General features: G+C 52.2%; 26 protein-coding genes. 8 read left to right on the forward strand and 18 right to left on the reverse strand.

All coding sequences use genetic code 11. The features are described from left to right. Nucleotides 1-19: 19 nt before the first annotated feature. From F7P81_RS15255 to F7P81_RS15295, 9 genes are all read right to left on the reverse strand, one after another. Nucleotides 20-799, reverse strand: a complete 780-nt coding sequence (locus F7P81_RS15255) for an SDR family oxidoreductase (protein ID WP_151160167.1) — start codon at nucleotides 797-799, stop codon at nucleotides 20-22. A 27-nt stretch (nucleotides 800-826) separates the two neighbouring features. Then, a complete protein-coding gene (dgoD, locus tag F7P81_RS15260) occupies nucleotides 827-1975 on the reverse strand; it encodes a galactonate dehydratase (RefSeq protein WP_151160168.1) in 1149 nt (382 codons plus the stop codon). A gap of 12 nt (nucleotides 1976-1987) precedes the next feature. Further along, nucleotides 1988-2893 carry an aldose 1-epimerase gene (locus F7P81_RS15265; protein WP_151160169.1) on the reverse strand — a complete coding sequence of 302 codons (906 nt, stop codon included), beginning with the start codon at nucleotides 2891-2893 and terminating at the stop codon, nucleotides 1988-1990. A gap of 12 nt (nucleotides 2894-2905) precedes the next feature. Then, nucleotides 2906-3784 (reverse strand): SMP-30/gluconolactonase/LRE family protein, encoded by an 879-nt coding sequence (locus F7P81_RS15270; protein ID WP_151160170.1) that lies wholly within the window; start codon nucleotides 3782-3784, stop codon nucleotides 2906-2908. Then, nucleotides 3777-4418 (reverse strand): 2-dehydro-3-deoxy-6-phosphogalactonate aldolase, encoded by a 642-nt coding sequence (locus F7P81_RS15275; RefSeq protein WP_151160171.1) that lies wholly within the window; start codon nucleotides 4416-4418, stop codon nucleotides 3777-3779. The genes F7P81_RS15270 and F7P81_RS15275 overlap by 8 nt, the downstream gene beginning before the upstream one ends. Before the next feature lie 16 nt (nucleotides 4419-4434). Continuing rightward, on the reverse strand, nucleotides 4435-5358 hold the full coding sequence (locus tag F7P81_RS15280; protein WP_374828117.1) for a 2-dehydro-3-deoxygalactonokinase: 924 nt from the start codon (nucleotides 5356-5358) through the stop codon (nucleotides 4435-4437). A 3-nt stretch (nucleotides 5359-5361) separates the two neighbouring features. Next, the gene (gene araH, locus F7P81_RS15285; protein ID WP_075657115.1) at nucleotides 5362-6312 is read right to left on the reverse strand and encodes an L-arabinose ABC transporter permease AraH; all 951 of its coding nucleotides are present in this window, start codon (nucleotides 6310-6312) and stop codon (nucleotides 5362-5364) included. Nucleotides 6313-6315: 3 nt separating this feature from the next. Then, complete coding sequence (gene araG, locus F7P81_RS15290; protein WP_151160173.1) at nucleotides 6316-7851, reverse strand: L-arabinose ABC transporter ATP-binding protein AraG; 1536 nt, start codon at nucleotides 7849-7851, stop codon at nucleotides 6316-6318. A gap of 93 nt (nucleotides 7852-7944) precedes the next feature. Then, nucleotides 7945-8946 (reverse strand): arabinose ABC transporter substrate-binding protein, encoded by a 1002-nt coding sequence (locus F7P81_RS15295; protein ID WP_151160174.1) that lies wholly within the window; start codon nucleotides 8944-8946, stop codon nucleotides 7945-7947. Nucleotides 8947-9220: 274 nt separating this feature from the next. Here F7P81_RS15295 and F7P81_RS15300 point away from each other — a divergent pair, with 274 nt between their 5' ends. Beyond that, entirely contained in the window at nucleotides 9221-9946 is a 726-nt protein-coding gene (locus F7P81_RS15300) for a FadR/GntR family transcriptional regulator (RefSeq protein ID WP_151160208.1), read from the forward strand. A gap of 45 nt (nucleotides 9947-9991) precedes the next feature. Here the strand turns inward: F7P81_RS15300 and F7P81_RS15305 are convergent, their stop codons facing one another. After that, nucleotides 9992-10750: a gamma-glutamyl-gamma-aminobutyrate hydrolase family protein gene (locus F7P81_RS15305; protein ID WP_151160175.1), complete on the reverse strand. Its 759-nt coding sequence runs from the start codon at nucleotides 10748-10750 to the stop codon at nucleotides 9992-9994. A gap of 372 nt (nucleotides 10751-11122) precedes the next feature. Between F7P81_RS15305 and F7P81_RS15310 the strand changes: the two genes are divergently transcribed. Continuing rightward, nucleotides 11123-11377: a YjhX family toxin gene (locus tag F7P81_RS15310; RefSeq protein ID WP_028233546.1), complete on the forward strand. Its 255-nt coding sequence runs from the start codon at nucleotides 11123-11125 to the stop codon at nucleotides 11375-11377. A 142-nt stretch (nucleotides 11378-11519) separates the two neighbouring features. Here F7P81_RS15310 and F7P81_RS15315 read toward each other — a convergent pair whose 3' ends face one another. The 6 genes from F7P81_RS15315 to lysA all read right to left on the reverse strand — a co-directional run bounded on the left by F7P81_RS15315 (nucleotide 11520) and on the right by lysA (nucleotide 17008). After that, nucleotides 11520-12209, reverse strand: coding sequence for an amino acid ABC transporter permease (locus tag F7P81_RS15315; RefSeq protein ID WP_246176146.1), 690 nt, complete (start codon nucleotides 12207-12209; stop codon nucleotides 11520-11522). Between the two features lies 1 nt (nucleotide 12210). Continuing rightward, on the reverse strand, nucleotides 12211-12909 hold the full coding sequence (locus F7P81_RS15320; protein WP_151160176.1) for an amino acid ABC transporter permease: 699 nt from the start codon (nucleotides 12907-12909) through the stop codon (nucleotides 12211-12213). 107 nt (nucleotides 12910-13016) lie between these two features. After that, nucleotides 13017-13826 carry an ABC transporter substrate-binding protein gene (locus tag F7P81_RS15325; protein WP_151160177.1) on the reverse strand — a complete coding sequence of 270 codons (810 nt, stop codon included), beginning with the start codon at nucleotides 13824-13826 and terminating at the stop codon, nucleotides 13017-13019. Between the two features lie 94 nt (nucleotides 13827-13920). After that, nucleotides 13921-14667, reverse strand: coding sequence for an amino acid ABC transporter ATP-binding protein (locus F7P81_RS15330; protein WP_022710604.1), 747 nt, complete (start codon nucleotides 14665-14667; stop codon nucleotides 13921-13923). A gap of 62 nt (nucleotides 14668-14729) precedes the next feature. Then, nucleotides 14730-15617: a diaminopimelate epimerase gene (gene dapF / locus F7P81_RS15335; RefSeq protein WP_151160178.1), complete on the reverse strand. Its 888-nt coding sequence runs from the start codon at nucleotides 15615-15617 to the stop codon at nucleotides 14730-14732. A gap of 113 nt (nucleotides 15618-15730) precedes the next feature. Next, a complete protein-coding gene (gene lysA, locus F7P81_RS15340; RefSeq protein ID WP_151160179.1) occupies nucleotides 15731-17008 on the reverse strand; it encodes a diaminopimelate decarboxylase in 1278 nt (425 codons plus the stop codon). Nucleotides 17009-17177: 169 nt separating this feature from the next. Between lysA and F7P81_RS15345 the strand changes: the two genes are divergently transcribed. Then, complete coding sequence (locus tag F7P81_RS15345; protein WP_151160180.1) at nucleotides 17178-18101, forward strand: LysR substrate-binding domain-containing protein; 924 nt, start codon at nucleotides 17178-17180, stop codon at nucleotides 18099-18101. Between the two features lie 146 nt (nucleotides 18102-18247). Then, nucleotides 18248-19408 carry an aminotransferase gene (locus tag F7P81_RS15350; protein ID WP_151160181.1) on the forward strand — a complete coding sequence of 387 codons (1161 nt, stop codon included), beginning with the start codon at nucleotides 18248-18250 and terminating at the stop codon, nucleotides 19406-19408. A gap of 6 nt (nucleotides 19409-19414) precedes the next feature. Here the strand turns inward: F7P81_RS15350 and F7P81_RS15355 are convergent, their stop codons facing one another. Beyond that, entirely contained in the window at nucleotides 19415-20020 is a 606-nt protein-coding gene (locus F7P81_RS15355; RefSeq protein ID WP_151160182.1) for a CDP-alcohol phosphatidyltransferase family protein, read from the reverse strand. A gap of 112 nt (nucleotides 20021-20132) precedes the next feature. Here F7P81_RS15355 and F7P81_RS15360 point away from each other — a divergent pair, with 112 nt between their 5' ends. From F7P81_RS15360 to F7P81_RS15375, 4 genes are all read left to right on the forward strand, one after another. Beyond that, on the forward strand, nucleotides 20133-21908 hold the full coding sequence (locus F7P81_RS15360) for a bifunctional alpha/beta hydrolase/class I SAM-dependent methyltransferase (RefSeq protein WP_246176147.1): 1776 nt from the start codon (nucleotides 20133-20135) through the stop codon (nucleotides 21906-21908). Then, complete coding sequence (locus F7P81_RS15365) at nucleotides 21908-23200, forward strand: phosphatase PAP2/dual specificity phosphatase family protein (protein ID WP_151160184.1); 1293 nt, start codon at nucleotides 21908-21910, stop codon at nucleotides 23198-23200. The genes F7P81_RS15360 and F7P81_RS15365 overlap by 1 nt, the downstream gene beginning before the upstream one ends. 100 nt (nucleotides 23201-23300) lie before the next feature. Then, nucleotides 23301-23963 carry a lysophospholipid acyltransferase family protein gene (locus F7P81_RS15370; protein ID WP_022710611.1) on the forward strand — a complete coding sequence of 221 codons (663 nt, stop codon included), beginning with the start codon at nucleotides 23301-23303 and terminating at the stop codon, nucleotides 23961-23963. Then, complete coding sequence (locus F7P81_RS15375) at nucleotides 23956-24888, forward strand: phosphatidate cytidylyltransferase (RefSeq protein WP_151160185.1); 933 nt, start codon at nucleotides 23956-23958, stop codon at nucleotides 24886-24888. Before F7P81_RS15370 ends, F7P81_RS15375 begins: the two co-directional genes overlap by 8 nt. Here F7P81_RS15375 and F7P81_RS15380 read toward each other — a convergent pair whose 3' ends face one another. After that, nucleotides 24889-25713, reverse strand: a complete 825-nt coding sequence (locus F7P81_RS15380) for an AraC family transcriptional regulator (protein WP_151160186.1) — start codon at nucleotides 25711-25713, stop codon at nucleotides 24889-24891. Nucleotides 25714-25718: the final 5 nt, after the last annotated feature.

Here is a 25718-nt window from a genome sequence, read left to right on the forward strand (position 1 = left end):
CTCCCACTCTTACGCACTATTAGACCGCGTGTTGCAAAACACTTAAACCGCCGTCGATTGTCAGGCAGGTTGCGGTCATAAACGGACACTCATCTGAAATCATAAACACAGCGGCCATCGCGATTTCCTGCGTGCTGGCAATGCGCCCGCCCGGATGCAACCGCATGGTTTCAGCTTTTGCTGCCTCTGGGGCAGGAAAACTGTTCCAATAATCGACATTCTTCTGCGTCAGCACATAGCCCGGTGCAATGGCATTCACCCGTATCTGCTGCGGCGCATATTCCAGCCCCAGCGATTTGGTCATGCCGAGCAAAGCATGTTTCGCCAGCGGATAAGGAAATGTGTGCGGGATAATCGTGAAAGAATGGGTGGAAGCAATATTGAGAATAGCACCGCCACCCTGCTCAATCAAACGCGGCAGCACAGCCTTACAACAATTCCACGCGCCTTTCAGATTAACATCGAAGCAACGGTTCCATGCTTCATCATCCATTTCCAGCGGTTTGCTGAAGACATTGATCCCCGCATTATTAACCAGTGCATTAATCTGCCCGATTTCCGCATCAGCCTGCAGAAAAGCATTTTCAATCGCTTTGGCGTCGGAGATATCCGCCTGAGCAAAGCTCACCGTAACGCCGCTTTCCCGCAAAGCCAGCACTTCTTTTTCCAGCAATGCCCCGTCCGTATCAATCAGGAACAGCGCCGCGCCCTCGCGGCCAAAACATTGCGCAATCGCAAGGCCGATCCCCTGTGCTGCGCCGGTTACAACAATGCGTTTTCCGATCAGACGATCAGCCATGATATTTATCCTTTTCGAACGCCCGCATTACCATTCAGCGAAACTGCCATCTTCGTGACGCCACACCGGATTACGCCAGCGATGGCCGGTTTTAGCCCGTTCAATCACATAGGCTTCATCAACATCGACACCCAGACCCGGCCCCTGCGGAATAGCCACAAAGCCGTCCTTGTAATCAAACACTTCACGATTGGTGATGTAATCCAGAATATCATTATCCTGATTATAATGGATATTCAGGCTCTGCTCCTGAATGAAGGCATTATAACTCACCGCATCAATCTGCAGGCAGGCAGCCAGAGCAATCGGCCCCAGCGGGCAATGCGGCGCCAGTGCAATATCATAGGCTTCAGCCATCGATGCAATCTTACGGCATTCGGTAATCCCGCCCGCATGGGACAGATCAGGCTGAATAATATCCACATAACCGCCGGAGAGAATATTCTTGAAATCCCAGCGGGAATAAAGACGCTCCCCCAGAGCAATCGGCGTGGACGTATGATTGGCGATCTCTTTCAGCGCTTCATAATTCTCGGATAAAACCGGCTCTTCAATAAACATCAGCCGGAACGGATCGAGCGCTTTGGCCAGCACTTTCGCCATCGGGCGATGCACACGGCCATGAAAATCCGCCCCAATCCCGACATGCGGACCAACCGCATCACGCACGGTGCCGATCGTCTCGACAATCGCATCAATCTTGGCATAGCTGTCAATGATCTGCAGCTCTTCCGCTCCATTGAGCTTCAATGCTGTAAAACCGCGCTCCACCATTTCTTTCGCATTGCGTGCCACGTCAGACGGGCGGTCACCACCGATCCATGAATAGACTTTAATCCGGTCGCGGCATTGTCCGCCCAGCAACTGATGCACCGGCACATTCAGTGCCTTGCCTTTAATATCCCACAGTGCCTGATCAATACCGGCAATGGCACTCATATGCACAGCACCACCACGATAAAACCCACCGCGATACATGACATTCCAATGGTCTTCGATCAGAAACGGATCTTTGCCGATCAGATAATCAGACAGCTCATGCACCGCCGCTTCAACTGTCAGCGCACGGCCTTCAACAATCGGCTCTCCCCAGCCAGAAATACCCTCATCGGTTTCCACTTTCACAAACAGCCAGCGCGGCGGCACAATATAGGTCGTGAGCTTGGTGATTTTCATTCTGTTACCCTTTTATAGACCTGATTTTTTAATGTGCTCAGGCTGCAAACGAATTATTCCCGACAGGCTTTCAGACGGTTGCAATATTTTCAGACCACCATAACCGTCACGGCAATGATCGCCCGCCATATGAGACATCGGCTCCAGACAAAAATAATCCGAGCGGGATTGTAACTCCGGCACACCATGCGGCGCATAGAGAAAAAACCGGTCAAATAACGGGTCGGCACTCATGGTCAGAGCTGTATTCTGTTCCGGCCAGACAAGTGTCGCAGTGCCGTCCCAGCCCTCAAACCCGTTATTCACCCAATGATCGGGGATTTTTTTCATGCTGCTGAAATTCAGATCATCGGGAATATTGACGCGGTTTTCCGGTAAATAACCCGCACCTTGCGTCCACATTTTCTGAGCGTTGAGCTGTAGCTGCGTTTGCTCAGTCAGATGAAAATAAGGATGCCAGCCAAGGCCGAACGGCATGGCTTTATCTCCTTTATTTGTCACACGCATGGAGAGGCTGAAGCCGGTTTCATCCAGCGTAAAACTCTGTTCCGCTTCGTAGATAAAAGCAGCATCGGCTTTGTCATGGGTAAAGCGCAGTACAAGCCTGTCATCAGTCTGTTCTGCAATTTGCCAGAGACCGTGCCAGCTTTCACCATGAATATAGAGCGGATCATCATCTGTATTCGCCTGAAAATGATAGTCCCGCCCCTCAAAACTGAAGTGATTTTGCGGAATACGGTTGCCGAACGGAATAAGCGGAAAACCACCTGTTTCAACCGGTGCCGCATCGGCATGTTTTGCTTCACGCAGCAGAGGAATAATCCGCCCCTGATTGTGCCACCACAAGCCATGTACCGTGCCGCCCTGGCTAGCAATATGCGCTTCAAATTGTTGGTTTTTCAACGTGATGATGCTCATGGCAGCCTCCGGTCAGATGATTTTGACATCGGGTTCAAACCTGCCCTGAAACGGCAGATCCATGATGAATATCGCCCCCGCCGGCTTTTGCTGCCGCGCTGTGTCATCCAACCCGACCCATGCGGATGTCACCAGCATCTGGCTGGCAGTTTTGCCGATAAAAGCAGGACAGCTCGGCTGAGAAACCGGCAGAGCAATTGAACGCAGAAAACTGCCATCCGGTGCATATCCGGCAATCTGCGAGCCACCCCAGAGGGCAACCCAGAAATTACCGTCCGCATCCACAACCGCACCATCGGGATTGCCTGCGGGAAAATCATTGAGGAACAGTTTCGGCTCCCCGACCGGCAAACCATTCCCAGGGTCAAGCGGCACACGCATCACTTGACGTAAAGCTGTATCGGCAAAATATCCAACCGTGCCATCCGGTGAAAAACAAATCGCATTGCTGATCGTGATATCATCGTAAAGCTTGCGCAATTCACCTTTGAAATACCAATAGATTGCACCTGCACCCTGCTCAGCCTGCCAGCCCATTGTGCCAAGCCAGAATGCCCCTGATGGGTGCACTCGCGCATCATTGGAGCGGGTCAGTCGGTTATCCGCTTCGATTTCACAATGCAGAGACAGGTCGCCCGTTGCCACATCGCGCAGATACAGGCCGCGCTCTGTGAAAAGGAGCTGGCGATACTCATCCACCCGCGCAAGGGCACTGGCGGCAAAAGGCAGATCATGTTGCCTGCTCACACCGTTTTGAAACTGATATTCGCAGAGTTTAGATTGCAGAATATCAAACCACCATGCCGTATCTGCATGCGGGTCATAGACCGGCCCCTCACCCAGCTTACACAAAGGTGCATTCAACGCAGCGGGTACAAATATCTCAGCCATGCGCACCACCAAACACCTCATCATAGGCTGTGATTGTCAGACGGGCTTTTGCCTGCACGGTTTCCGCACTATCCCCCGATCTGTAAAGGCTGGAGCCTATGCCAAAAGTCCGCACACCCACGCGGGCATAATCTCCGAAATTCTGATCGGAAACACCACCGACAGCCCCGACAACCGTGTCTTTCGGCAGAATGGTTTTAATCGCCGCAATGCCTGAAGGACCAAGGGAATCGGCAGGAAAAAATTTCAATGCGGAAGCGCCACTGCGGATCGCCAGCAGAGCCTCACTCGCCGTATAACAACCAGGCATGGTAATCAGCCCGCAGGACGTTGCGTGGCGGATAACATCGGCATCCGTATTCGGGCTCACCATAATCCGCCCGCCAATATCTGCCAGCCGCTGCGCATCTTCCGTTGTCAGCACGGTTCCGGCACCGATCAGCACTTTGTCACCAAATAACCTCACCGCGCGTTCAATCGAAACCCACGGCTCCGGTGAGTTCAGCGGAATCTCAATAATCTCGAACCCTTCTGTAATCAGAGCTTCAAGCACCGGCTCAACCTCATCATTGCGGATACCACGAATGATCGCCACCAGTGAGCGTTTCAAATTCGGCCAGATGACAGATGACATTGTGCTTCCCTCTCCATCACGCATGATATGTTACCGGCCACACTCTGGCTGCCGCCACAAATAACCCCTGCCGGACTGCAATCTCGCCATCCAGCAGAGTGATGCTGAAACCGTTTTTCTCCAGAGCGACCTGATACAACCGGCCGAGTTTTCCCGAAGCCACCAGCCCGATTGTACCCGCGCCATAAAGCTGTTTTGCCCTGCCCGCCTCTGCGCCGATCAGCAGACCGGAAAGATGCGCTGCGCCCTCAGACTGCTCTTCAAAACCAAGCAATTGTGCTGCACGGATACCAAAAACATCCTCGGCCATCCGTGCCGGTTCCGCGCATGTCTTTTCAACAGCACGGAGAAAAGCAGGTGTGTTTTCATCAAAAGCCACATCCGTATCCATCGCATGTCTGAGAATGGAATGTTGAGACAGTACTGCAAAAAACTCACCGGTCATGAAAGTCGCGAACTGCGTCACAACACCGTTTTCCAGTCTCGTCCACTTACTATGCGTGCCAGGCATACAGATCAGACCATCAGGCATCGATGTGGCAATACCCGCAAGCTGGGTTTCCTCACCGCGCATTACATTGGCTGCGGATGCATCACGCTGCGCAAGTCCGGGCAAAATACGGATATCGCGTGTCTGGTTTTCTAATTTGAGCGCATAATCTGCCAGACCATCAAGCGTAGCAGGCAGGCTGATATAAGGTGCCTCTGCCCAGCCTTGCCGTGCACCGGCCATACCGCAGATTATAACCGGCAGATCCGGTCCTGCTTCCAGCTTATGCAAATGCTTTTCCAGCACCGGTGCAAAACCCGTTGCAGCGCAATGCATCATACCTTCATCACTGCGGCTTTCACCCAGTACATGCCCCTGTGCATCTGTAGTCCAGAGGCGAAAACTGCTCGTTCCCCAATCGACCAATGCGTAAACAGCGTCATTCATCAGTGTTTACCCTCTGAACCCGATCATGTTTGAGCGCAGATTATCCAGCAGCACAGCAATGAGAAGAATGCAGCCGCGCACAACATATTGGTAAAATGCCTGAATATTCAGCAGGTTCATGACATTTTCGGCAATCCCCATAATCAGCACGCCAACAATCACGCCCAGCATTGCAGCACGACCGCCAGCCAGAGAAACACCACCGAGAACACAAGCCGAGATGACAGATAATTCAAGCCCTGTTGCCGCATTCGGCTGACCGGATGTGATACGCGATGCCAGCAAAATACCGGCAATACCGCAGACCAGCCCCTGCAGGGCAAAAATCCAGATACGCATGGAATCCACATTCACACCGGCTAGGCGCGATGCTTCGGGATTACCGCCGATTGCCAGCGTATTCTTACCGAAGACTGTGCGGTTGAGCACAAATCCGAAAATGACAAACAGCAGTCCCATCACCCAGATCGGCGTCGGAATGCCTAAAAATTTTGACAGTGCCAGCTGATAGAAAGACGGATCATTAATACCAACCGCACGGCCATCACTGGAGATCAGCGCCAATCCGCGCACAATCTGCATTGTCGCCAGCGTGGTAATCAGCGCATTGATACGAAATTTCGCAATCACAACACCATTGAACAGCCCGACGATAAAACCGCCTGCCAAAGCGGCCAGCAATCCGAGAAAAATGGAGCCGGTGGCATTGGAAGCCATCACCGCAATCATGCCGGTAAAGGCGACAGTAGAACCGACAGAAAGATCGAAATCGCGCGATGCAAGACAGAACATCATCGTGCAGGCAACAATGCCGATGGTTACCACCGATTGCAGAAGCCCGAGCATGTTACGCTCGGTCAGAAAATTCGGGACTGTCAGCGCCACCACTGCAAAGGCCAGCAGAAAAATCACCACAAGCCCTTGTTCACCAAGCAGAATTTTTTTAATTGAAACCATCGTTCAGGATACCTTTTGTAATGATCCGGCTGCCGTTTCAGCGACGGTCTTATCCGGTAGTGCCGCCGTGAGAATGGCGCGGTCATTAAAATCAGCACGATCAAATCCGGCGGCAATCCGCCCTTCGCACATCACCATAATCCGGTCTGAGATGCCCATGACTTCGGGCAGTTCGCTGGAGATCACCACAATCGCCATACCGCTTTCAGCAAGCTGATAGAGAATTTCATAAATCTCTGCCTTGGCGCCCACATCAATACCGCGCGTAGGCTCGTCAATAATCAGTACCTTGATATTCTGCTCGGCCAGCCAGCGGCCGAGAATAACCTTCTGCTGGTTGCCGCCGGAGAGATTGACAATATTCTGTTTGCGCGACGGCGTACGTACCCGTAATTTTCCGATATAGGTTTCAGCCAGTTCCGCCTCTTTTTTCGGGCGGATCAAGCCAAACGGGGAAAAATGTCTGCGGGCAGAAATAGCGATATTCTCTTCAATCGAACGCCCCTGAACAATACCGTCAAATTTACGGTCTTCAGGACAAAGGACGATACCTGCACGGATGGAACTGCGCGGATCATCAGCCTTCACAACCTTACCATCAACATACACCGCACCGGCGCGTCGTTGATCGGCACCATAAATCAGGCGGCTCATCTCGGAACGTCCGGCACCGATCAGACCGAAAAATCCTAAGATTTCACCGGCACGCACCTCAAAATTCACAGGCTCCGGTAATTTACTGCCGCTGAGATTTTCAACCTTCAGCAATATATTCTGGCGAATATCGCGACCGCGCCAACCCCAGATATTATTGATCTCCCGCCCTACCATTTCAGAGATAATCTGGTCGCGGGTAACATTCTCAAGACTCGGATGATGAGCGGCCAGTTTGCCGTCACGCAACACAGTCAGACTATCGCAAAGCTGGAATATCTCATCCAGACGATGCGAGATATAAAGAATGATCTTGCCCTCAGCCTTCAGACGGCCGATCAGACGAAACAGGATTTCGCTCTCCCGAGATGACAGGGATGACGTCGGCTCGTCGAGCGCGATGATACGCGCATCCAGCATCACAGCTTTGGCGATTTCAACCATCTGCCGCTCACCGATCGAAAGCTGTGCAACCTTGGTGGCAGGGTCGATATCAATGCCGATCACCCGCAGTTTTTCGCCGACAGCACTGACCAGTGCTTTAAAACTGATAATTCCCGCTTTGGCAGGAAAGCGCCCGAGCCACAGATTTTCCGCAACACTCAGTTCCGGCACCAATTGCAGTTCCTGATGGATAACGATCACACCGGCATGAAAAGCATCGCGCACGGATGCATATTTCTGCACCACACCGTCAATAATGATCTCACCGCTATTCGCCTGCTGATCACCGGAAAGAACACGGATGAGCGTGGATTTACCCGCCCCGTTTTCTCCCATCAACCCGTGGACAGCCCCTTGAGCAACACTGAAAGACACATCTGTCAGCGCCTTAACACCGGGATAGAATTTTGAAATATTTTTAAAGGTCAGAAAGTCAGCCATGCCGCACCTGTCTCTCAGCAGTGGTTGCACCACTTGAACAATAATTTCTGAGAAATGGGGGCCGGAACGCTGTATGCTCCGGCCCGTGCAGGATTACTCGATGCCGAGTTCCTTGCGGACTTCCGCGTAATTATCGCGCAAGGCTAGCTGACCGGATGTCAGAATGAGCTTTTCAGGCTCTTTTCCATCCGCCAGCCATGCATACATATTCATCGCTGTTTCGTAACCATGACGCTTTGGCGAGATGATTACAGTGCCGTAGAAACCGGTCGGGCTAGGCTTTTTAAACTCATTAATCGCAGATTCTGCACCGCCGATACCAACCGCCACAACATTCTCTGACGGAATGCCAACGCTTTCCGTTGCGCGTACCGCACCAAGCACGGACTCATCATTGAGGCCAACAGCAACCCAATATTTGATATCCGCATTCTTGTTGAGAACAACAGTGGATGCATTCAGCGCGGCCTCAGTATCGGTTTTTGCCTGTGGTGCCGCAAAAATATTGGTTTCCGGCAATCCGTTTTCTTTCATAACCGAAAGCGCGCCTTCAACACGGTCAACGGCAGTCGGTAACTGGTCATAGGAAACACGGATTGCACCGACATTCTTCCAGTCCCAGCCACGTTTTTTGACTTCTTCGCTGATGGCGCGGCCAACTTCCTCACCGATTTTGGTGGCGGAAATCCCCATATGCGCCACATCTTCCAGCGGCTTGCCATCCGCACCGACAAGACGGTCATCGACAGTCATCAATTTCAGACCATTGGCCTCGGCCTTGGCGACGATACCCGGCCCGAGCTTCACATCCGGTGTACAGATGATCACACCGGTAGCGCCCTGTGCAGCCAGATTATCCAGTGCAGACTGCACCTTCTCACCGTCTTCCGCACCGATTTTGACCAGAGTGAAACCTTTTTCCTTTGCCGCTACATCGGCAAATTTCCACTCATCCTGAAACCACGGTTCTTCCGGCTGCTTTACAACAAAGCCGATTTTCACATCCGCCGCATAGGCTGCAGATGGTCCTGCAACAGCCGTGAAAACCACACCGGCCATCATTCCGGCTAAAGCAGCCGTTTTTAAAAAGCGCATATCTTTCCTCCCAAAGATTGCACGTCATCTCAAGCTCCCACAGCCTTGTCATGACGCTGATGTCCTCCATCGCCGGTCACGCTAAAACAAATCATCATACCAGTCAATAATTCTTGTATGATGATTTAAAATTGTTCATTATACATAATTAAACAACTGAGTGCCTTGCGGTTTCCGTCTGTCAAACCCTATGACTATGATCAGAGCCTGCATTAAAGCCGGAAACTGAACAACCGGATGGCCGGATTAAAACGAAAGAAAAGCCGTGACCGAAATGTCTGAGCAGAGCCTGCATGCCCCTTCCCGTACAACGCGGCCAAGGGTACAAAAAAGCATCACTGCGACGCTCGCCGCTGACATTCTCAATGGCCGCTTCAAGCCGGGCTCAATGCTGCCCCGCGAAAATGATCTGTGTGAAGAATATGGCGTCAGCCGCACGGTCATCCGCGAAACGATAAAAACACTGGAGTCCAAAGGGCTGGTGCGCGGTAAGCCGCGTATCGGCACAGTTGTGTGCGAACAGGACGACTGGAATCTGCTGGATCAGCAGGTGTTGGACTGGTTGGGGCCGCGCATCGTCGATCTGGATTTATTGCTCTGCGTTCTGGAAGCCCGCCGCGCGATTGAACCGGTCGCTGCCGAACTGGCAACCCAGCGCGCATCCGCCATGGATATTGCGGCGCTGGAAATAGCATGGAACAAGATGAATGAGGCGGGCAGCGATATTGAAGCCTTCACGCAGGGCGATGTCGACTTCCACATCGCTCTGTTGCGGGCAAGCCATAATCAGGTCTTTCGCCAGCTTTGCGGCATTATTGAAGCCGCATTGCGCTATACGCTTTACACATCCAATGATGCAGTTGCGAGCCGCGATGAGGCCATTTCCGAACATCTGGAACTGATTGAAGCCATACGGCTGCGCGATAAAGAACGGGCGCGCAACAGTTCCAATAAAATGCTGGATCTTGCCGCCCGCGATCTTGGTATGAAAGACAAGTAAAACGGCCAGCACAATTGAGCACAGGCCGTTATAAGCGAAAACCGCTCAGCGATTATGATAGGCTTCGGCAGCAGCGCAAAATGCTGCCAGCAGATGCACATCACCTTCCATCTGTTTATATTCCGGATGCCATTGCACACCGATGGCAAAGCTCTTTTCCGTGTGCTCAATCGCTTCAATAATACCGTCTTCAGCCGTAGCTGTCACACGCATCGGCGCTTTAACTGTACGCACCGACTGATGATGCGAGCTGTTGACATGCTGGCCGGTTGTGCCAACCAATTTCGCCAGCAGGCTGTCTTCTTTAATTGCGATACTGTGCCCTGCGCGTTCCTTGCCACCGGCATTTTCTGTATCTTTCGAAACAGAATGTTCCAATGCGCCCGAGACTTCATCCGGAATATGCTGCACCAGCGTACCGCCGGCAATAACAGCCAGCAGCTGATGGCCGCCGCAAATCCCCAGCACCGGCATATCGCGCTCCAGCGCACCGCGCAGAACCGCCGCTTCAAATTCTGTCCGCGCCGGTTTCAGACGGATTGTGTCCGTACGCGCTTCTTCGCCAAACATTGCAGGCGGCACATCAAAAGCACCGCCGGTTACAACCAGCCCGTCAATCATATTCAGATAGGTTTCAGCCAGTTCTGTGAGATGCGGCAAGGCAACCGGCGCAGCGCCCGCCTCTTCAAGGCAGGACAGATAATTCTGGCGGATTGCATACCATGGAGAATCCGAAAATCCGCCGCCCTCTTCGCTGTCGAGTGTCACGCCGATGATCGGCCGGAATAGTGTTTTCTGTGTCATTGTGCCGTGCTTTTATAATGAAATTTCTGTGCCTGAATGAATACGTCCTGTTGAGCGAAAACAAGCGCTATTATCATCTGGCCTCATGCATTTTTGCGATCAGCAATCGCCTTACCTGCACATCATAGTCATACTTGTTTTTATTACATTTTTGCATTATATTTCAGGCAGTCGTCTTAAGGAGATTTATGCGCAGCATCCTTCATCGTTGATCCTCTGCTTATGCAGAGCCGCCTGTCACACACAGGCTCCAACGGCTTGCGCCCGACTTTTTCTCCTTATCAGGACAATTCCCATGATGACTCAGATCATGCTGCCATGTGTTGGCGGTTTCTGTGGGCTGTTCGTCCGTTTCCAACAACGGAGACAGCCATGAATATTTCACGTTTTGAACGCCGTATTCTCGATATGTTGGCCAAAGGCGGCCGTATCGAACCGGAAAAAGATGACAATGGCAAAATTATTGATGTCGATTTCATCTCCCGCGAGGGCTGGTTTCTTGACGGTACAGATTTACAAACCTTCAAAAAACTGCGCGCCAAACGGCTGATCGCCTCGTTTAACGGCAGTGCTTATCGCATTTCCAAACAAGGCATTCAAAGTCTGCAAATCGCCCGCAATGCATAGATAAAAAGCGCAGCACTCACATGCTGCGCTTTCTTATTTTTAGAGCATAATTCCTTAAACTTGGATCAGTTTAAGGTAAAATTATGCTCTAACTTTAAAGTGTTAGAGCGACCTTTGTGTGCCAAGTCTGGCACACGGCGCTCTAATCTAACGACAGACGCTGTGAACCGCTGATCTTGTTCTCCGCCCATTTGGAAAATTTGAGGATCGGATAACAATAGACGAAATAAACCAGCGCAATCAGACCATAGATAAACAACACATCGCGCGGGAAGCGCAACATCGACACTTCGCCCTGACGGGTCAGTTCGGCAATCCCGATCACCGAGAGAATAGCCGTGCTCTTGATGATAATCACATAGACACTGCTCATCGGCGCAATGGTCAGTTTTAGCGCCTGAGGCAAAATCACATGCCACAATTTCTGCAACTGGCTCATACCGACCGCAGTTGCAGCCTCCCACTGGCCGCGCGGCACCGCATCAATCGCACTGCACACAATTTCAGCCACATAGCAGGATGTATAGAGCGACAGCGCCACAAAAGCCGCTGTGGTGGAATCCCAGCTCAGCCATTCAATCCCTGTATTCGGCAGCACGAAATAGAACACATAGAGCTGCACCAGAAAGGGTGTGCCGCGCAAAATATGCACATAACCGCCAAAGAGCTGTGTCAAAACAGGAATGCGATAACTGCGTATAATCCCGATCACAGTCCCGATGATTGATCCCGCCAGAATTGCGACCAGCGAAACCGTAAAAGTCTCTTTGAACCCCTGCCAAAGGAATGGCATCACCGAGACTGTAAGCTTCCAATAATATTCAAACATCATATCAGCCTTTCGCAGCCCAGGCAGGACCTGCCAGCTTCTTTTTCACATGATGCGAAAGGAACAGCATCACACAATAGATAGCGAGATATCCGGCAGCGATTGTCAGGAAGCTCTCATTCGGGCGCACGCGCTCACTGTTGAGTAGCAGCCCCGCACTGGTGAATTCGAACACCGTAATCAGCGACAACAGCGATGTATCTTTAATCAGCACGGCCGTCTGGCCGAGCACAGGCGGGATCACATTGGCAAAAGCCTGCGGCAATACAATATGGATCAGCCGCTGTCCGTAACTCATGCCCACAGCTTTGGCAGCTTCAACCTGTCCGCGCGGGACTGAACCGATACCGGTGCGGATGATCTCGGACATATAAGGCGTACAGTTAATAACCAGCGCGGCTATGCCAAGCCACATTTCCGGCCATTTGGCAGTAAACGGCAGCAGAACCGGCAGACCGAAATAGACCAGATAAATCTGCACCAGCAGCGGGGTCGAACGGATGAATGTGACATAAGCCTGTATCAGATTGCGCAGCACTTTCCACTGCGTAAACATGATAACAGCCATGATCGTGCCGAGCACAAAAGACAGCGCAAAACTCACACCGGTTGCAATCAGCGTATTGCCCAGACCTTCTGCAAAGCGGTCGAGATACTGCGCAACGATGCGGTAATTGAAATAATCAAGAATGAATGATGACATTATCCGGTCCCGGATATTTCACGCAGGCAGACAGTCTGCCGCGGCGCAAAATATTTAAAACAGTAAGGCTCCTGCCCGCCCGAATGGCAGGCAGGAGATGGCTTCTGTTACTTGTGGTCTTTTTCCCACTCGGTGGTGTTCCACCAGTAATTGACCATCTGGTCGAGACGCTTGTCGGAGGTGATCAGTTCAACATAATTGTCGAGCCAGAACTTCAGATGCGCTTCATCAGGGCGCACGGCAAAGGCCAGCGGGTTTTTGACGATAATGCCGTCAAGAATTTTCAGATTACCGAATTCATTGACGAAATTGGTGACGTTGCCAAGATCGGAAACGGTTGCATCAATACGACCGGCAGACAATGCCTGTGCCACGGCAGCAGTACCACCGGTGAACTCTTTAAGCGTTGCCTTTGGCATGAACTTTTTGATGGCTTCACTGTATGAACTGGCCTGTGTCGAGCCGATATTCAGACCTTCCTGATTAAGGTCTTCCCATTTGGCCAGCGGTGAATCATTTTTCACCACCGCAACGGTTTCTTCGTAGAACATCGGACGGGAGAACAGCAACTGAGCCGCACGCTGCGGGGTTGGTGTCATGTCGGCGGCAATCATATCCACTTTGCCTGCCAGCAATGCCGGAATAAGACCTTTCCAGTCATAATCCTGAAACACGACTTTAACGCCGAGATCCTCACCCATCATACGGGCAAGTTCTACAGCCAGACCGGTTTGCTTGCCATCTTTATTGATGAAGCTGACCGGCGCGCCCTGCGTTTGCACGGCAACACGCAGCTCACCGCGTTTCAGAATTTCTTCCATAATATCTGCTTTGGCGGTGCTTGCAGCACCGACAGACATAGCGGCCACACCCGCCAGCATTCCGATCGACAGAGCGATTTTTTTCAGAAATTTCATAATGTTCTCCTCACTATTATATGGATTTACCCTTATTTACGGGCATTCATTTCCGTAACTTTCAACAGACGTCTCCCACGTCTGCCCCCTCCCTTTAAAGCACCTGTTCGAGAAAATGCTGTGTGCGCTGATGAACCGGCTTGGAAAACAGCACATCCGGCGTTCCGGTTTCAACAATCTGCCCTTCATCCATGAAGATCACACGATCAGCCACCTCACGGGCAAAACCCATTTCATGGGTGACAACCACCATGGTCATGCCGGATTTTGCCAGTTCTTTCATCAGATCGAGAATGCCGCCAACCATTTCAGGATCGAGCGCCGAGGTTGCCTCATCGAACAGCATCACTTTCGGGTTCATCGCCAAAGCACGGGCAATGGCCACGCGCTGCTGCTGACCACCGGAAAGCTGGCTCGGATAATGTCCTGCACGTTCCGCAATCCCCACACGCGCCAGCATATCCTGTGCGATTTTCAGCGCCTCCGCCTTGGAGCGTTTCAGCACCACAGTCTGTGGCAGAACCACATTTTCCAGCGCTGTTTTATGCTGAAACAGATTGAAATGCTGAAACACCATGCCGATTTCAGAACGGGCATGATTGAGATCAGTCTTAGGATCGGAAATTGCCAGATTATTGACGGTGATCGTGCCGCTGTCGATGGCTTCCAGTGCATTGAGTGTGCGCAGCAAAGTGCTTTTACCGGAACCGGAAGGACCGATAATGACCAGAACCTCCCCCTTCTCTACGGAAAAAGAGACATCGCCTAATGCACGGTGAGCTTTGCCGTTGCTGGTCGCAGGATAGGTCTTGCTGACATGCTCAACTGATATAAAAGTCATTATTTCCCCTCTATAACGCTGCCTCTAGCGGGCGATTATGCGTTATCCTTATTGAATTCTGTTTATGCTTCGTCAGGCAGAAATCCATAAAATGCGACAGCAACATCCCCTGTCAGGATAATTGTATCATCAGCACATAACTCGACCTGTAAAGCCCCGCCCGGCATTAAAACACGGAATTTTTTCTGATTTGTGCGTCCGCTGCGTACCGCCGCAACTGCCGCCGCACAGGCACCGCTGCCGCAAGCTTCCGTGAGAATACCGGGACGTTCATAAACCACTAATTTCAGTCGCGCCTCGTCACCTTCAGACGACAGCAGTTCAGCCACACCAATATTGGCCTGCTCCGGCAGATAAGTGCTATTTTGCACCACAGCGGCCTCAACCGGCACATCTACAGCATCAAAATCCGACACGAAATAAACAAGATGCGGATTGCCCATACTGACGGCAAAAGGCTCGGACAACGTACCGTGGTTCAGACGTCCGTCATGGTTCGCAAGCGGCCCTGCCAGCGGAATAGCCTGCCAATCTGTAACAGCTGGCGCCAGATACAGGCTGATACGTGGCTGCCCGTTTTCAGCCTCTGCCATACGGGCTTCGAGCAACCCGCCGAGCGTTTCTAAAATTACGGAATTTTTGCCTGCTTCCTGCATCCAGAGAAAAGCGGCACAACGGCTGGCATTAAAACAGGCCGGAGCCTCCATGCCATCCACATTATAGATGCGCATCCGCACATCAGCGCAGGCACTTTGTGGAGCTTCCAGCACCAGCAACTGGTCACCGCCAACACCGCGATGACGATCACAAATCTGGGCAATCATTGCTGCCTGCGGCCGGAAAGGCTTTTCCCGACCGTCAACCAGCACAAAATCATTCCCCAGCCCGTGGGTTTTGATGAAAAAAATCCCAGCGGCATCTCCCCGCGCCGCTTCGGAATATGGCCTCATATTTCCCCTCCTCTTCGGGCTACTTTAGCAGCAGCCTCAGGAAACGGCCTCCCAACCGTTCCCTTGTACTGACCGGATCCTATAGATCCCGTACCTCTTGTCTCCTTACGCGATCAAAGATCGCGTTCCAGCATAAGTGCATCTTCTACCGTCCACTGACGGCGAACCAGTCTGAATGTATCACCCTCAACCAGCACTTCCTGAATAAGCGGACGCGCATTATAGGTTGAAGACATTGTTGCACCATAGGCACCGGCAACACCAAGCATCACCAGATCGCCACGCTCCAGCGCAGGCAAACGATCAAACTCGCCGAATGTATCCGAGCTTTCGCAAACAGGGCCAACCAGATTGACCGGCAGGGTTTCCGCATCTGCTGCCGGTTCACGCACCGGCCAGACCGGATGCACGGCATCGTAAAGTGCCGGACGCATCAGATCATTCATCGCTGCATCAACGATGGAGAATTTGGCATTGCCCTGATTTTTGCCATAAAGCACTTTGGTCACCAGCGCACCGGCTTCGGCAATGATGAAACGACCCGGCTCCATAGTCAGTTCGCAATCAATATCACCAAGCGTATCTCGGATTGTCTGTGCATAGGCATCGACATCAATGCCGGCAGAACCGTCATAGGAAACGCCGAGGCCACCGCCGAGATCAAGACGGGAAATATTTAGGCCTTTGGCGCGGATTGCGGCTGTCAGCTGTGCCAAGCGTTCAAAAGTCTGACGATATGGCGTGACATCGGTAATCTGCGAACCGATGTGAACGGCAATACCAACCACATTGATTTCTTCGCGGGCAGAGGCGGCCGCATAGGTATTCAAAGCATCAGCATAGGCAATACCGAATTTGTTCTTGCTGGTGCCGGTGGTGATTTTCGGATGGGTCAGTGCATCCACATCAGGATTAATGCGCAGAACCACAGTTGCCACTTTGCCAAGCTGGCGGGCAACGCGGGAAATCGCATCCAGCTCTTCGATGGATTCAATATTCAGCTGATGCACACCGGCATTGAGTGCTGCTGCAATTTCTTCATCGGTTTTGCCAACGCCGGAGAATACGATTTTATCCGCAGGCGAACCGGCCGCCAATGCACGGTGCATCTCACCGCCGGAAACAATATCCATACCGCAGCCTTCACCAACCAGCAAAGACAACAGCGACAGGTTGTTATTGGCTTTCACCGCATAGCAGATCTGCACATTGAGTCCGCTCAGCGCAGCGCGCAATCTGGCAACACGTTCACGTACAGCAGCAGCCGAATAGACATAAAACGGCGTGCCGTATTTTTCTGCAATTGCAGAGACAGCAACGTTTTCAACGCTTAAAGCCCCGTTTTTATAGCCGAAATGCGCAACATGCGGACGTGAGAACTCAGTGGTCATTCTACCCTCAAACACTCGAAGCGGAGAGTCTCACAAGACACACCGCTTCATCATTACTACCATCAAGCTATCAGACATCCATCTGCGGTCAAATTCATAATAATCTCTTTATTATTCATTTTCGATATGCTTAATACTGGAAAGGTCTTGCTGCCAAAGGGGAGATTTTATGCGTCTGACACACCGCCAACTGGAAATTTTTCAGTCGCTGATGCACACCCTTAATGTTACTGAAACGGCAGATCATCTCGGCTCCTCGCAGCCAACCATCAGCCGCGAGCTGAAAGATCTGGAAGCAACACTCGGCTTTACGCTATTTCACCGTGATAACCGACGGCTAAAACCCACACAACAAGCTGCCGCGCTCAACGTGATTGTGCAGCGCTCCTTTGTCAGTATTGAAGAAATTGCCCGTACTGCACGCGCTATTCGCGGCGATAATTTACAACGCGTATCTGTCGCCTGCCTGCCCGCCTATGCCCATGCGATTATTCCGCAGGCCACCAAACTGTTTCTCAACGAACATCCGCAAGCATCTGTGAAAATTCATTCGCTGGAAGAAAGCGCCCTCACCCGCGACCTGCTGAGCAAATTCTTTGATGTCGGCATGGTAGAAGGTAATATTACGCTCAGCGCCTCGGCAACACGCGAGCTTTATACCGGTGATCTTCTGTGCATCATGCCTGCCGGTCATCCGCTGGCGGATTATGACAGTCTCGATATTGAGCAATTCTCCGGTCATAACTTTATTTATTACTCTGATGAGGATTATTATCGCCGTCAGGTCGATCAGTGGTTCAGCAATGCCGGTATCAGCCGTAAACTTATGATTGAGGCAACCACCGCGTCCTCTATCGGTTCTCTGGTAACAGCAGGTATTGGCATATCCGTTATCAATCCTTTGAGCGCACTGGCCTTTGAAGGGCAAAATCTGCTGATCCGCCCGATCCGCCATTCCATCCCTTATTATGTGAATGTCTGGCAGCCGGAAGATATCCGCCGCGGTGCACTTGGCGCAGAATTTGTGCAATCAATCGTCAGTGCCGTTGAAGAACGCGTTGCAACACTGCGACAGCGTAATCTATGCACATGAACATTGCAGTATCAGGATAATATTCTCAAGAAACGACATCGCCGAGCAAGCAATACCAAACAGCGTCGTTTTTCCTGCACTTGCCTGCTTTCCTGTTTAAAAACAGAACTCTATAGTACGGCAAATTCGAACCAAAGAGGATTATCATGGTCAATCCGGTTTTCGCAGCATCCGGCATATCTGTTTTTGAAATCATGTCGAGACTGGCCGCAGAAACCGGTGCCATTAATCTCGGACAGGGTTTTCCGGAAGGGCTTGAGCCGCAGGAACTGATTGCCGCTGCAACAGATGCTCTGCACAACGGTTCCCATCAATATCCGCCAATGCTTGGTCTTCCTGCCCTGCGCAAAGCTGTGGCTGACAATGCCCGCCGGTTTTTCAATATTGATCCCGATTGGGAAACAGAAATTTTGGTAACTTCCGGTGCGACGGAAGCGCTGGCCGATAGTTTCTTCGCGCTGATGAATTCCGGCGATGAAGTGATTGTGCTGGAACCGGCCTATGATTCCTATAGTCCGGTGATCCGCCGTGCCGGTGGTATGGTTGTGCCGGTGCGTCTTGCGCCGCCCCATTGGGAATTACCTTTGCAAGCCCTGAGCGATGCGATTACCCCGCGCACGCGCATGATCGTTGTGAATAATCCGATGAACCCGATCGGCAAGGTTTTTACCCGCGAGGAACTGAATTTCATCGCGGAACTGGCCGTGAAACATAATCTCTTCATCATTGCCGATGAAGTTTATGAACATCTGACCTTTGATGACAATAAACATATCTCGCTGTTTTCACTGCCGGAAATCCGCGACCGTGTGGTACGGATCGGTTCGGCAGGCAAAAGCTTTTCGCTCACCGGCTGGAAGGTTGGCTATATCATCGCTGATGCGCAATTGCTGAAAGTGATCTCCCGCGTCCATCAATATATGACCTTCACCACACCACCTGCTCTGCAAGCAGCTGTAGCGGTCGGCCTCAATCTGCCGGACAGTTATTTCACCGGTCTGCGGGAAGAACTGGCCAAGCGTCGTGATTATCTCGATGCCGGTTTGCGCGAGGCAGGTTTTAATATCGCCTCTGCGCCTGCCACTTATTTCGCGGTTGCCGATATCAGCGATCTCGATAAGGATGGTGATGATCTGGCCTTCAGCCAGCGCCTCACCCGTGAAGCCGGTGTCACACCGGTACCGGTGTCTTCTTTCTATTCAGAGCGCAATATCACCAGCCATGTGCGTTTTTGCTTTGCCAAAAAACTCGACACGCTGGAGACTGCCATTAACCGACTGCGTGACTGGCGTGAAAAACAGAGCTGAGCAATCTCAGCCCTTTGCTGCCTCTGCTAAGCCTCTGCGAATACGGTTGAAAATCGTCCACATTAACAGGGCGATCAGCAGCGGCTGCAACCAGACCATCCATTGCGGCAGAAAACCGTCAACGGCCAGCCAGCCACCGAGGATACCGAACAACAAGGCGCGGTCACTCTTGCCCATCGGCCCGTCATAGCGTCGTGATGCACCGATACGCAAGCCCAGCAATCCGGCAAATTCGGTGAGCAAAGCCAGCACAATAATCAGCCCCATCCAATGCGGCTGAAACGGTGCGATCCACAAAAACGGCGTAAACAGCGCAATATCCGAGACAAGATCACCCAACTCGTTGAGATAAGCTCCCAAAGCACTTTGCTGGTTAAATTCGCGCGCCAGCATCCCGTCGATCGCATTCATCGCCATACGGATGAACAGCCACACGGGGATGAGCCAGAACCATATTTTGTTTTCAGCAATCACCAACCATGAACCGACTGCCACAGAGATCAGCATCGCCGCAACAGTCACCTGATTGGCGGTCACACCCCATTGTGCCAATCGGCTGACCAGCGGACGTAATAAATCCTGAAAACGGCTCTTAAGCTGATAAACAGACACGGTATAACTCTTTGCAAAATCACTTTTATTAAACATCGTTTAGTCTAAAAGACTTACAATAAATAGCAAAACAACATCTATATTTATGTATCGCCATATGAAAGACAGGCCTATGACTTCGGTAAAACGCGATTGCACTGAGCGGCATTTTATCAGCCATGACCGGCAGGAAATCTTTTTCCGCTACTGGCCTGCTTTAAGTGAAAAGCCGGAAGGCGCCATCATTCTGCTGCATCGCGGGCATGAACATAGCGGCCGTGTCGCGCATATTGTCGAAGAACTCGGACTGGATAATTATAGCTTTTATGCATGGGATGCCCGCGGTCACGGCCTTACCCAAGGGCAGCGCGGCTATTCGCCTTCCTTTGCAACCACGGTGCGCGACCTTGACTGCTTTGCCCGCCATATCACCGAGACAGACGGTTTCGCCTTACAGGATATGGCGCTGATTGCACAAAGTGTCGGCGCGGTTATCGGTGCTACATGGGTGCATGATTATGCACCGCCGATCCGCGCCATGGTGCTGGCTGCACCGGCTTTTGACGTTAAACTTTATGTGCCGCTGGCCAAAGAAGGCATCTGGCTCTGGCAGAAGCTCAAAGGCACATTCTTCGTCAATTCCTATGTCAAAGCCCGCTTTCTCACTCATGATAAAGAGCGCATTGCATCCTTTGAAAATGACCCGCTGATTACCCGCCCGATTGCCTCCAATATTCTGCTAGAACTCTATGAGAATGCAGAGCGCATAGTCCGCGATGCCCGTGCGATTACCACACCGACACAGGTACTGATTTCCGGTCGTGACTGGGTGGTTCGCGATACGCCGCAACATCGTTTCTACGAAAATCTCGCGGGTCCAATTAAAGAGCGCCATGTGCTGAAAGGTTTCTATCACGACACGCTGGGCGAGCGTGACCGCGCACTGGCTTTTGCCAAAATCCGGCCTTTCATTGAGCAGCAGTTTGCCAAGGCTCCGCAACAAAGCTCACTACTTGATGCGCATATTCAGGGCTTTACCCGTGATGAAGCTGACCGTCTGGCTACCCCTCTGTCCATTACCAGCCCACGCGGGGTTTATTGGGGCATGACCCGTGCTTCTATCCGTATCGGCGGATTGTTCTCGGAAGGGCTGAAAACCGGTATCCGCACCGGTTTCGATTCCGGTTCCACGCTCGATTATGTTTATCGCAATGAGGTGAAGGGTTTAGGCTGGGGTGGCCGCTATACCGATAAAACCTTCCTCAACGCCATTGGCTGGCGCGGTATCCGCCAGCGTAAAACCCATCTGGAAGAACTGATCCGGCAGGCTGTCACCCGTTTGCAGGATGACGGGAAACCGGCGCGTATTCTCGATATCGCCGCCGGTCACGGACGCTATGTGCTGGATGCACTCACCACCAAGGATGATGAAATCGCCTCGGTGCGCTTGCAGGATTACTCACCGATCAATGTGCTGGCCGGTCGTCAACTGATTGCGGAGCGCAATCTCTCAGGCAAAGCCGAGTTCCATGAAGGTGATGCTTTTGATACGAAAGTGCTCGCTGCTCTTGGCACAGACGCGGAGACAGCGCCAAATCTCGCTATTGTTTCCGGTCTTTATGAACTCTTCGCTGATAATGACCAGATCGCGCAATCACTGGAAGGGCTGGCACAAGCAGTTCAGAGTGGTGGTTATCTGATCTACACCAATCAGCCTTGGCATCCGCAGCTGGAAATGATTGCCCGTGCGCTCACCTCCCATCGTGGTGGACAGGCATGGGTGATGCGCCGCCGCACGCAGAATGAAATGGATCAGCTGGTGGAAGCCGCAGGTTTCCGCAAGATTGAACAGCGCATCGACCAATGGGGCATTTTCACCGTGTCACTGGCGCAACGTATTGAGCAATAATGCAGCTTAAATCCGAAGTGCATAAAACAGATCCGGCATTGATAAAGCGGGGCGTGCTGTGTTTGCTCCTGCTTGCCCCACTATTTTATGCCACTTACGGGCTGGCGAACTGGCTAGCATCGCAGAGTGTTGCAGTGCCGGAGATTGTCTTTGACTGGGAACAGCAAATCCCGTTCTGGGGCTGGACGATCATCCCCTATTGGTCGCTCAACCTGTTCTACGCTGTCGCGGTTTTGGTCAGCACCAGCAAACAAGAGCAAAACCGGCTGATCGGCCGCTATCTCACGGCGCAATGCATTGCCTTTGTCTGTTTCATCGCTTTTCCGCTGACCATCACATGGGAAAAACCAATCACAACCGGCCTTTCCAACTGGCTGTTCACCATGCTCGGCAATTTCGATCAGCCGTTCAATCAGGCACCTTCGCTACATATCGCACTGGCAATTATCATCTGGGATCATCTGCGTGACAGACTACCCGCACCGTGGCGTATGATCTGGCATGGCTGGTGTCTGCTGATCGGCCTGTCTGTCCTCACCACGTGGCAGCATCATTTTATTGACGTTCCGGCCGGTGCTTTGCTCGGCCTGTTTGCACTGTGGCTGTTTCCCCGTGAAGGTGATGCACCCTGGCAGAATTACCGTTTCACCCGTGATCCCAAATCCCGCAAATTCATGCGTATTTATGGCGCTGCCGGTCTTGCGCTACTTGCACTCACATTCACCGGCGGGCATCCGGCAATTCTGCTCCTGCTCTGGCCTGCATTGGCCTTGCTGATGCTGAGCTTTGGCTATAGCGGCAGCGGCGCAAAAATCTTTCAAAAGCGTCCTGACGGCTCTGTCAGCCTCGATTCCTTTTGGCTCTTTTTACCTTTGCGAATTTTTTTCAGGCTCAACCGTATCGCATGGACATGGCGCGAACCGGCAGCGGTCAAAATTACTGAAGGTCTCTATCTCGGTCGTTTCCCGAAACGATCAGAAGCACAAAATTATGCCTGCATCATTGATATGACTGCGGAGTGTATCGCACCACGCAATATCAACACCCGCTGGCAGGCTTTTCCGCTGATGGATCTCGCAAAGCCGGAGCCTGCAACCATGCAGGCCGCAGTCACGGCAATGCATAATGCGCCGCGCCCGACACTGATCTGTTGTGCCTTAGGCTATCAGCGCAGTGCCAATCTCATTGCCCGCTGGCTGGTCGAAAGCGGGCATGCTGCGGACAGTCAGCAGGCTGAAGAGCTGATCCGCAAAACCGGCAGGCCGGTGCGTCTTTATCCGGATCATCAATAAAACAGCGTAATTCACACAAATAAGAAATGATTGCGGAAAGTGCTTTTATTCTGTTACTTGCTGAATTTAATGTGAAGCAAAATAAAAACGACTGTTCTTCATGGCCGATCCGGACTCGCATTCAGTATTACAGATTTTCTCCGGCATGGTTCTGGCTTTTTTCTCCCGCGCCATTACCGGCGTGCGTCCGATCTGGAGCGGCACAGTCCCGTCCCGCAAACAGCGCATTTATTTCGCCAATCACACCAGCCATGGCGACTTCATTCTGCTGTCCTCATCGTTACCTTTAGGCGAACGCGCAAGAACCCGTGCCGTTGCCGGTGCTGATTACTGGAACAGCAACCGCCTGCGCCGCTTCATTGCCACGCGGCTGCTCGGCACAGTGCTGGTGGAGCGCAACTGGATTGAGCGCAGTGAAGACCCGTTACTCGTGATGCTGCGCGCGATTGACAGCGGCCAGTCGCTGATCTTTTTCCCTGAAGGCACCCGCAATATGACAGACGATCCGCTGCTGCGTTTTCGCGCCGGTCTCTATCATCTGGCCAAAGCGCGGCCGGATGTGGAACTGGTGCCCTGCTGGATTGAGAATATGTCCCGCGTTTTGCCGAAAGGCACATTTCTGCCGGTACCGCTATTATGCCGCGTAATTTTCGGTGCGCCGCTGCAATTGCAACCGGATGAAGAGCGCAAAAACTTTCTGCACCGTGCACAACATGCCTTGCTGACACTCAGCCCCCATTCCGACGGAGAACATCGTGACTGAAGAAACCAATCTTCTGCTGATCGGACTGGTTGTGCTGTTATCAGTCGCAAGCCTTGCTGCCGCATTAATCAGCTGGCGCAGTGCCAAGCCATTGCCTTCCGCGCTCAGCAATATCAATGCACGTATCCGTGCGTGGTGGATTATGATTGCCGCGATCAGCATCGCTTTTCTGTTTGGCAAAACCGGTGTGGTTATTCTGTTCGGACTGGTCTCTTTCGCAGCGCTTCGGGAATATGTAACTCTCACCCATACGCATCGCAGCGATCACTGGCTGCTGCTCGGTGCCTTCCTCATTGTCATTCCGGTGCAATATTATCTGGTCTGGGTAGAATGGTACGGGCTCTATTCCATTTTCATTCCCGTTTATGTGTTTCTGGCCATGTCGGTTCTGACAGCACTCTGGGGCAATACCAGCCGGTTTCTCGAGCGTATTTCCGAGCAGCAATGGGGCATTATGCTCTCGGTCTATTGCATCAGCCATGTGCCTGCTCTCGCGACATTGCATATTGAAGGTTTTGAAGGCCGGCAAATGCTGCTGATTGCCTTTCTGATCGCCGTGGTGCAGGGCTGCGACGTGTTGCAATTCATCTTCGGCAAATTATTCGGCAAACACCGTATCTCGCCGAAAGTCTCCCCGTCCAAAACATGGGAAGGCCTGATCGGCGGCGTGGCCAGCGCATCTTTGCTTGGTGCAGCGCTGTCATGGCTCACACCTTTTTCCCCGCTACAGGCAGGCGGCCTTGCAGCCATTGCCTGTATCATGGGTTTCTTCGGCGGCCTTGTCGCTTCAGCGATTAAACGTGACCGCGGCGTAAAAGACTGGGGACATATGATTGAAGGCCATGGCGGCATGATGGATCGCGCCGATAGTCTGGTTTTCGCCGCGCCGGTGTTCTTCCACCTGATCCGCTATTTCTGGACGTAATTAATGTATAGCTGCGCCGCGAAACAGGTTCCATGATGAGCGTCGCTCGGCCAGAAAGCGCCCCGGCGGTGTGCCGACAGCTTTACGAAACATTGTCACAAATGCGCCTGCGCTTTCATAACCCAGATCAAATGCAACGGATTGAATAGACCGCCCCTGTGTCAATAATTGCACACCGGTTATCACATGCAATTGCCGCCGCCAGCGCCCGACACTCATGCCCGTTTCATGACTGAACAACCGGCTCAGACTACGTTCACTCATGCCGATACGATGTGCCCATTCTTCCAAGGTCGCGTGGCTTGCCGGATCATCCAGCAAAATATCGGTCAGCTTGCGCAAACGGCTGTCTGCCGGTATCGGCAGATGTAATTGCTCCAATGGCGCAGCCACCAATTCATCCAGCAACACAGTGATGAGCCTGCCCTCTGCACCATCTTCATCATAGCAGGGATCAAAACCCGCAGCTTTTTCCAGCAGGCTTTGCAGCAAAGGCGAGACGGAAACACTGCAACATGTCTCCGGCAAACCGTCAACGACGTCCGGTGCAACAAACAGACCGAAACCGCGTGCCTCGCCGGAGCTTCTGGCTTTATGAAATAGCCCGCCCGGTATCCATACAGCGCATTGCGGCGGCACAACCCAGACGCCGCTATCCGTTTCAACTGTCACCACACCACTGGCGCTGAATAAAAGCTGCGCTTTGCGATGGGAATGGCGCGGAAACTCCCAGCCATCAACAACCATCGATAAGCCCATGACCACCACGGGACGGTTGATCTGATCCGGCAAAGCATAATCAGGAAAATCTGTCGTGAAAAACATAAAAT

The organism is Pseudochrobactrum saccharolyticum (assembly GCF_008801715.1).
Classification (GTDB): Bacteria; Pseudomonadota; Alphaproteobacteria; order Rhizobiales; family Rhizobiaceae; genus Pseudochrobactrum; species Pseudochrobactrum saccharolyticum.

Excerpts from the sequence above, each read along its gene's own strand:
- F7P81_RS15330 (WP_022710604.1), bottom strand. The coding sequence starts at position 14,667 with ATGACTTTTATATCAGTTGAGCATGTCAGCAAGACCTATCCTGCGACC.
- F7P81_RS15305 (WP_151160175.1), bottom strand. The coding sequence starts at position 10,750 with ATGACACAGAAAACACTATTCCGGCCGATCATCGGCGTGACACTCGAC.
- F7P81_RS15365 (WP_151160184.1), top strand. The coding sequence starts at position 21,908 with ATGCAGCTTAAATCCGAAGTGCATAAAACAGATCCGGCATTGATAAAG.
- F7P81_RS15300 (WP_151160208.1), top strand. The coding sequence starts at position 9,221 with ATGTCTGAGCAGAGCCTGCATGCCCCTTCCCGTACAACGCGGCCAAGG.
- F7P81_RS15275 (WP_151160171.1), bottom strand. The coding sequence starts at position 4,418 with ATGTCATCTGTCATCTGGCCGAATTTGAAACGCTCACTGGTGGCGATC.
- F7P81_RS15325 (WP_151160177.1), bottom strand. The coding sequence starts at position 13,826 with ATGAAATTTCTGAAAAAAATCGCTCTGTCGATCGGAATGCTGGCGGGT.
- lysA (WP_151160179.1), bottom strand. The coding sequence starts at position 17,008 with ATGACCACTGAGTTCTCACGTCCGCATGTTGCGCATTTCGGCTATAAA.
- dapF (WP_151160178.1), bottom strand. The coding sequence starts at position 15,617 with ATGAGGCCATATTCCGAAGCGGCGCGGGGAGATGCCGCTGGGATTTTT.
- araG (WP_151160173.1), bottom strand. The coding sequence starts at position 7,851 with ATGGCTGACTTTCTGACCTTTAAAAATATTTCAAAATTCTATCCCGGT.
- F7P81_RS15370 (WP_022710611.1), top strand. The coding sequence starts at position 23,301 with ATGGCCGATCCGGACTCGCATTCAGTATTACAGATTTTCTCCGGCATG.
- F7P81_RS15310 (WP_028233546.1), top strand. The coding sequence starts at position 11,123 with ATGAATATTTCACGTTTTGAACGCCGTATTCTCGATATGTTGGCCAAA.
- F7P81_RS15380 (WP_151160186.1), bottom strand. The coding sequence starts at position 25,713 with ATGTTTTTCACGACAGATTTTCCTGATTATGCTTTGCCGGATCAGATC.
- araH (WP_075657115.1), bottom strand. The coding sequence starts at position 6,312 with ATGGTTTCAATTAAAAAAATTCTGCTTGGTGAACAAGGGCTTGTGGTG.
- F7P81_RS15315 (WP_246176146.1), bottom strand. The coding sequence starts at position 12,209 with ATGATGTTTGAATATTATTGGAAGCTTACAGTCTCGGTGATGCCATTC.
- F7P81_RS15320 (WP_151160176.1), bottom strand. The coding sequence starts at position 12,909 with ATGTCATCATTCATTCTTGATTATTTCAATTACCGCATCGTTGCGCAG.
- F7P81_RS15360 (WP_246176147.1), top strand. The coding sequence starts at position 20,133 with ATGACTTCGGTAAAACGCGATTGCACTGAGCGGCATTTTATCAGCCAT.
- F7P81_RS15255 (WP_151160167.1), bottom strand. The coding sequence starts at position 799 with ATGGCTGATCGTCTGATCGGAAAACGCATTGTTGTAACCGGCGCAGCA.
- dgoD (WP_151160168.1), bottom strand. The coding sequence starts at position 1,975 with ATGAAAATCACCAAGCTCACGACCTATATTGTGCCGCCGCGCTGGCTG.
- F7P81_RS15345 (WP_151160180.1), top strand. The coding sequence starts at position 17,178 with ATGCGTCTGACACACCGCCAACTGGAAATTTTTCAGTCGCTGATGCAC.
- F7P81_RS15265 (WP_151160169.1), bottom strand. The coding sequence starts at position 2,893 with ATGAGCATCATCACGTTGAAAAACCAACAATTTGAAGCGCATATTGCT.
- F7P81_RS15350 (WP_151160181.1), top strand. The coding sequence starts at position 18,248 with ATGGTCAATCCGGTTTTCGCAGCATCCGGCATATCTGTTTTTGAAATC.
- F7P81_RS15295 (WP_151160174.1), bottom strand. The coding sequence starts at position 8,946 with ATGCGCTTTTTAAAAACGGCTGCTTTAGCCGGAATGATGGCCGGTGTG.
- F7P81_RS15270 (WP_151160170.1), bottom strand. The coding sequence starts at position 3,784 with ATGGCTGAGATATTTGTACCCGCTGCGTTGAATGCACCTTTGTGTAAG.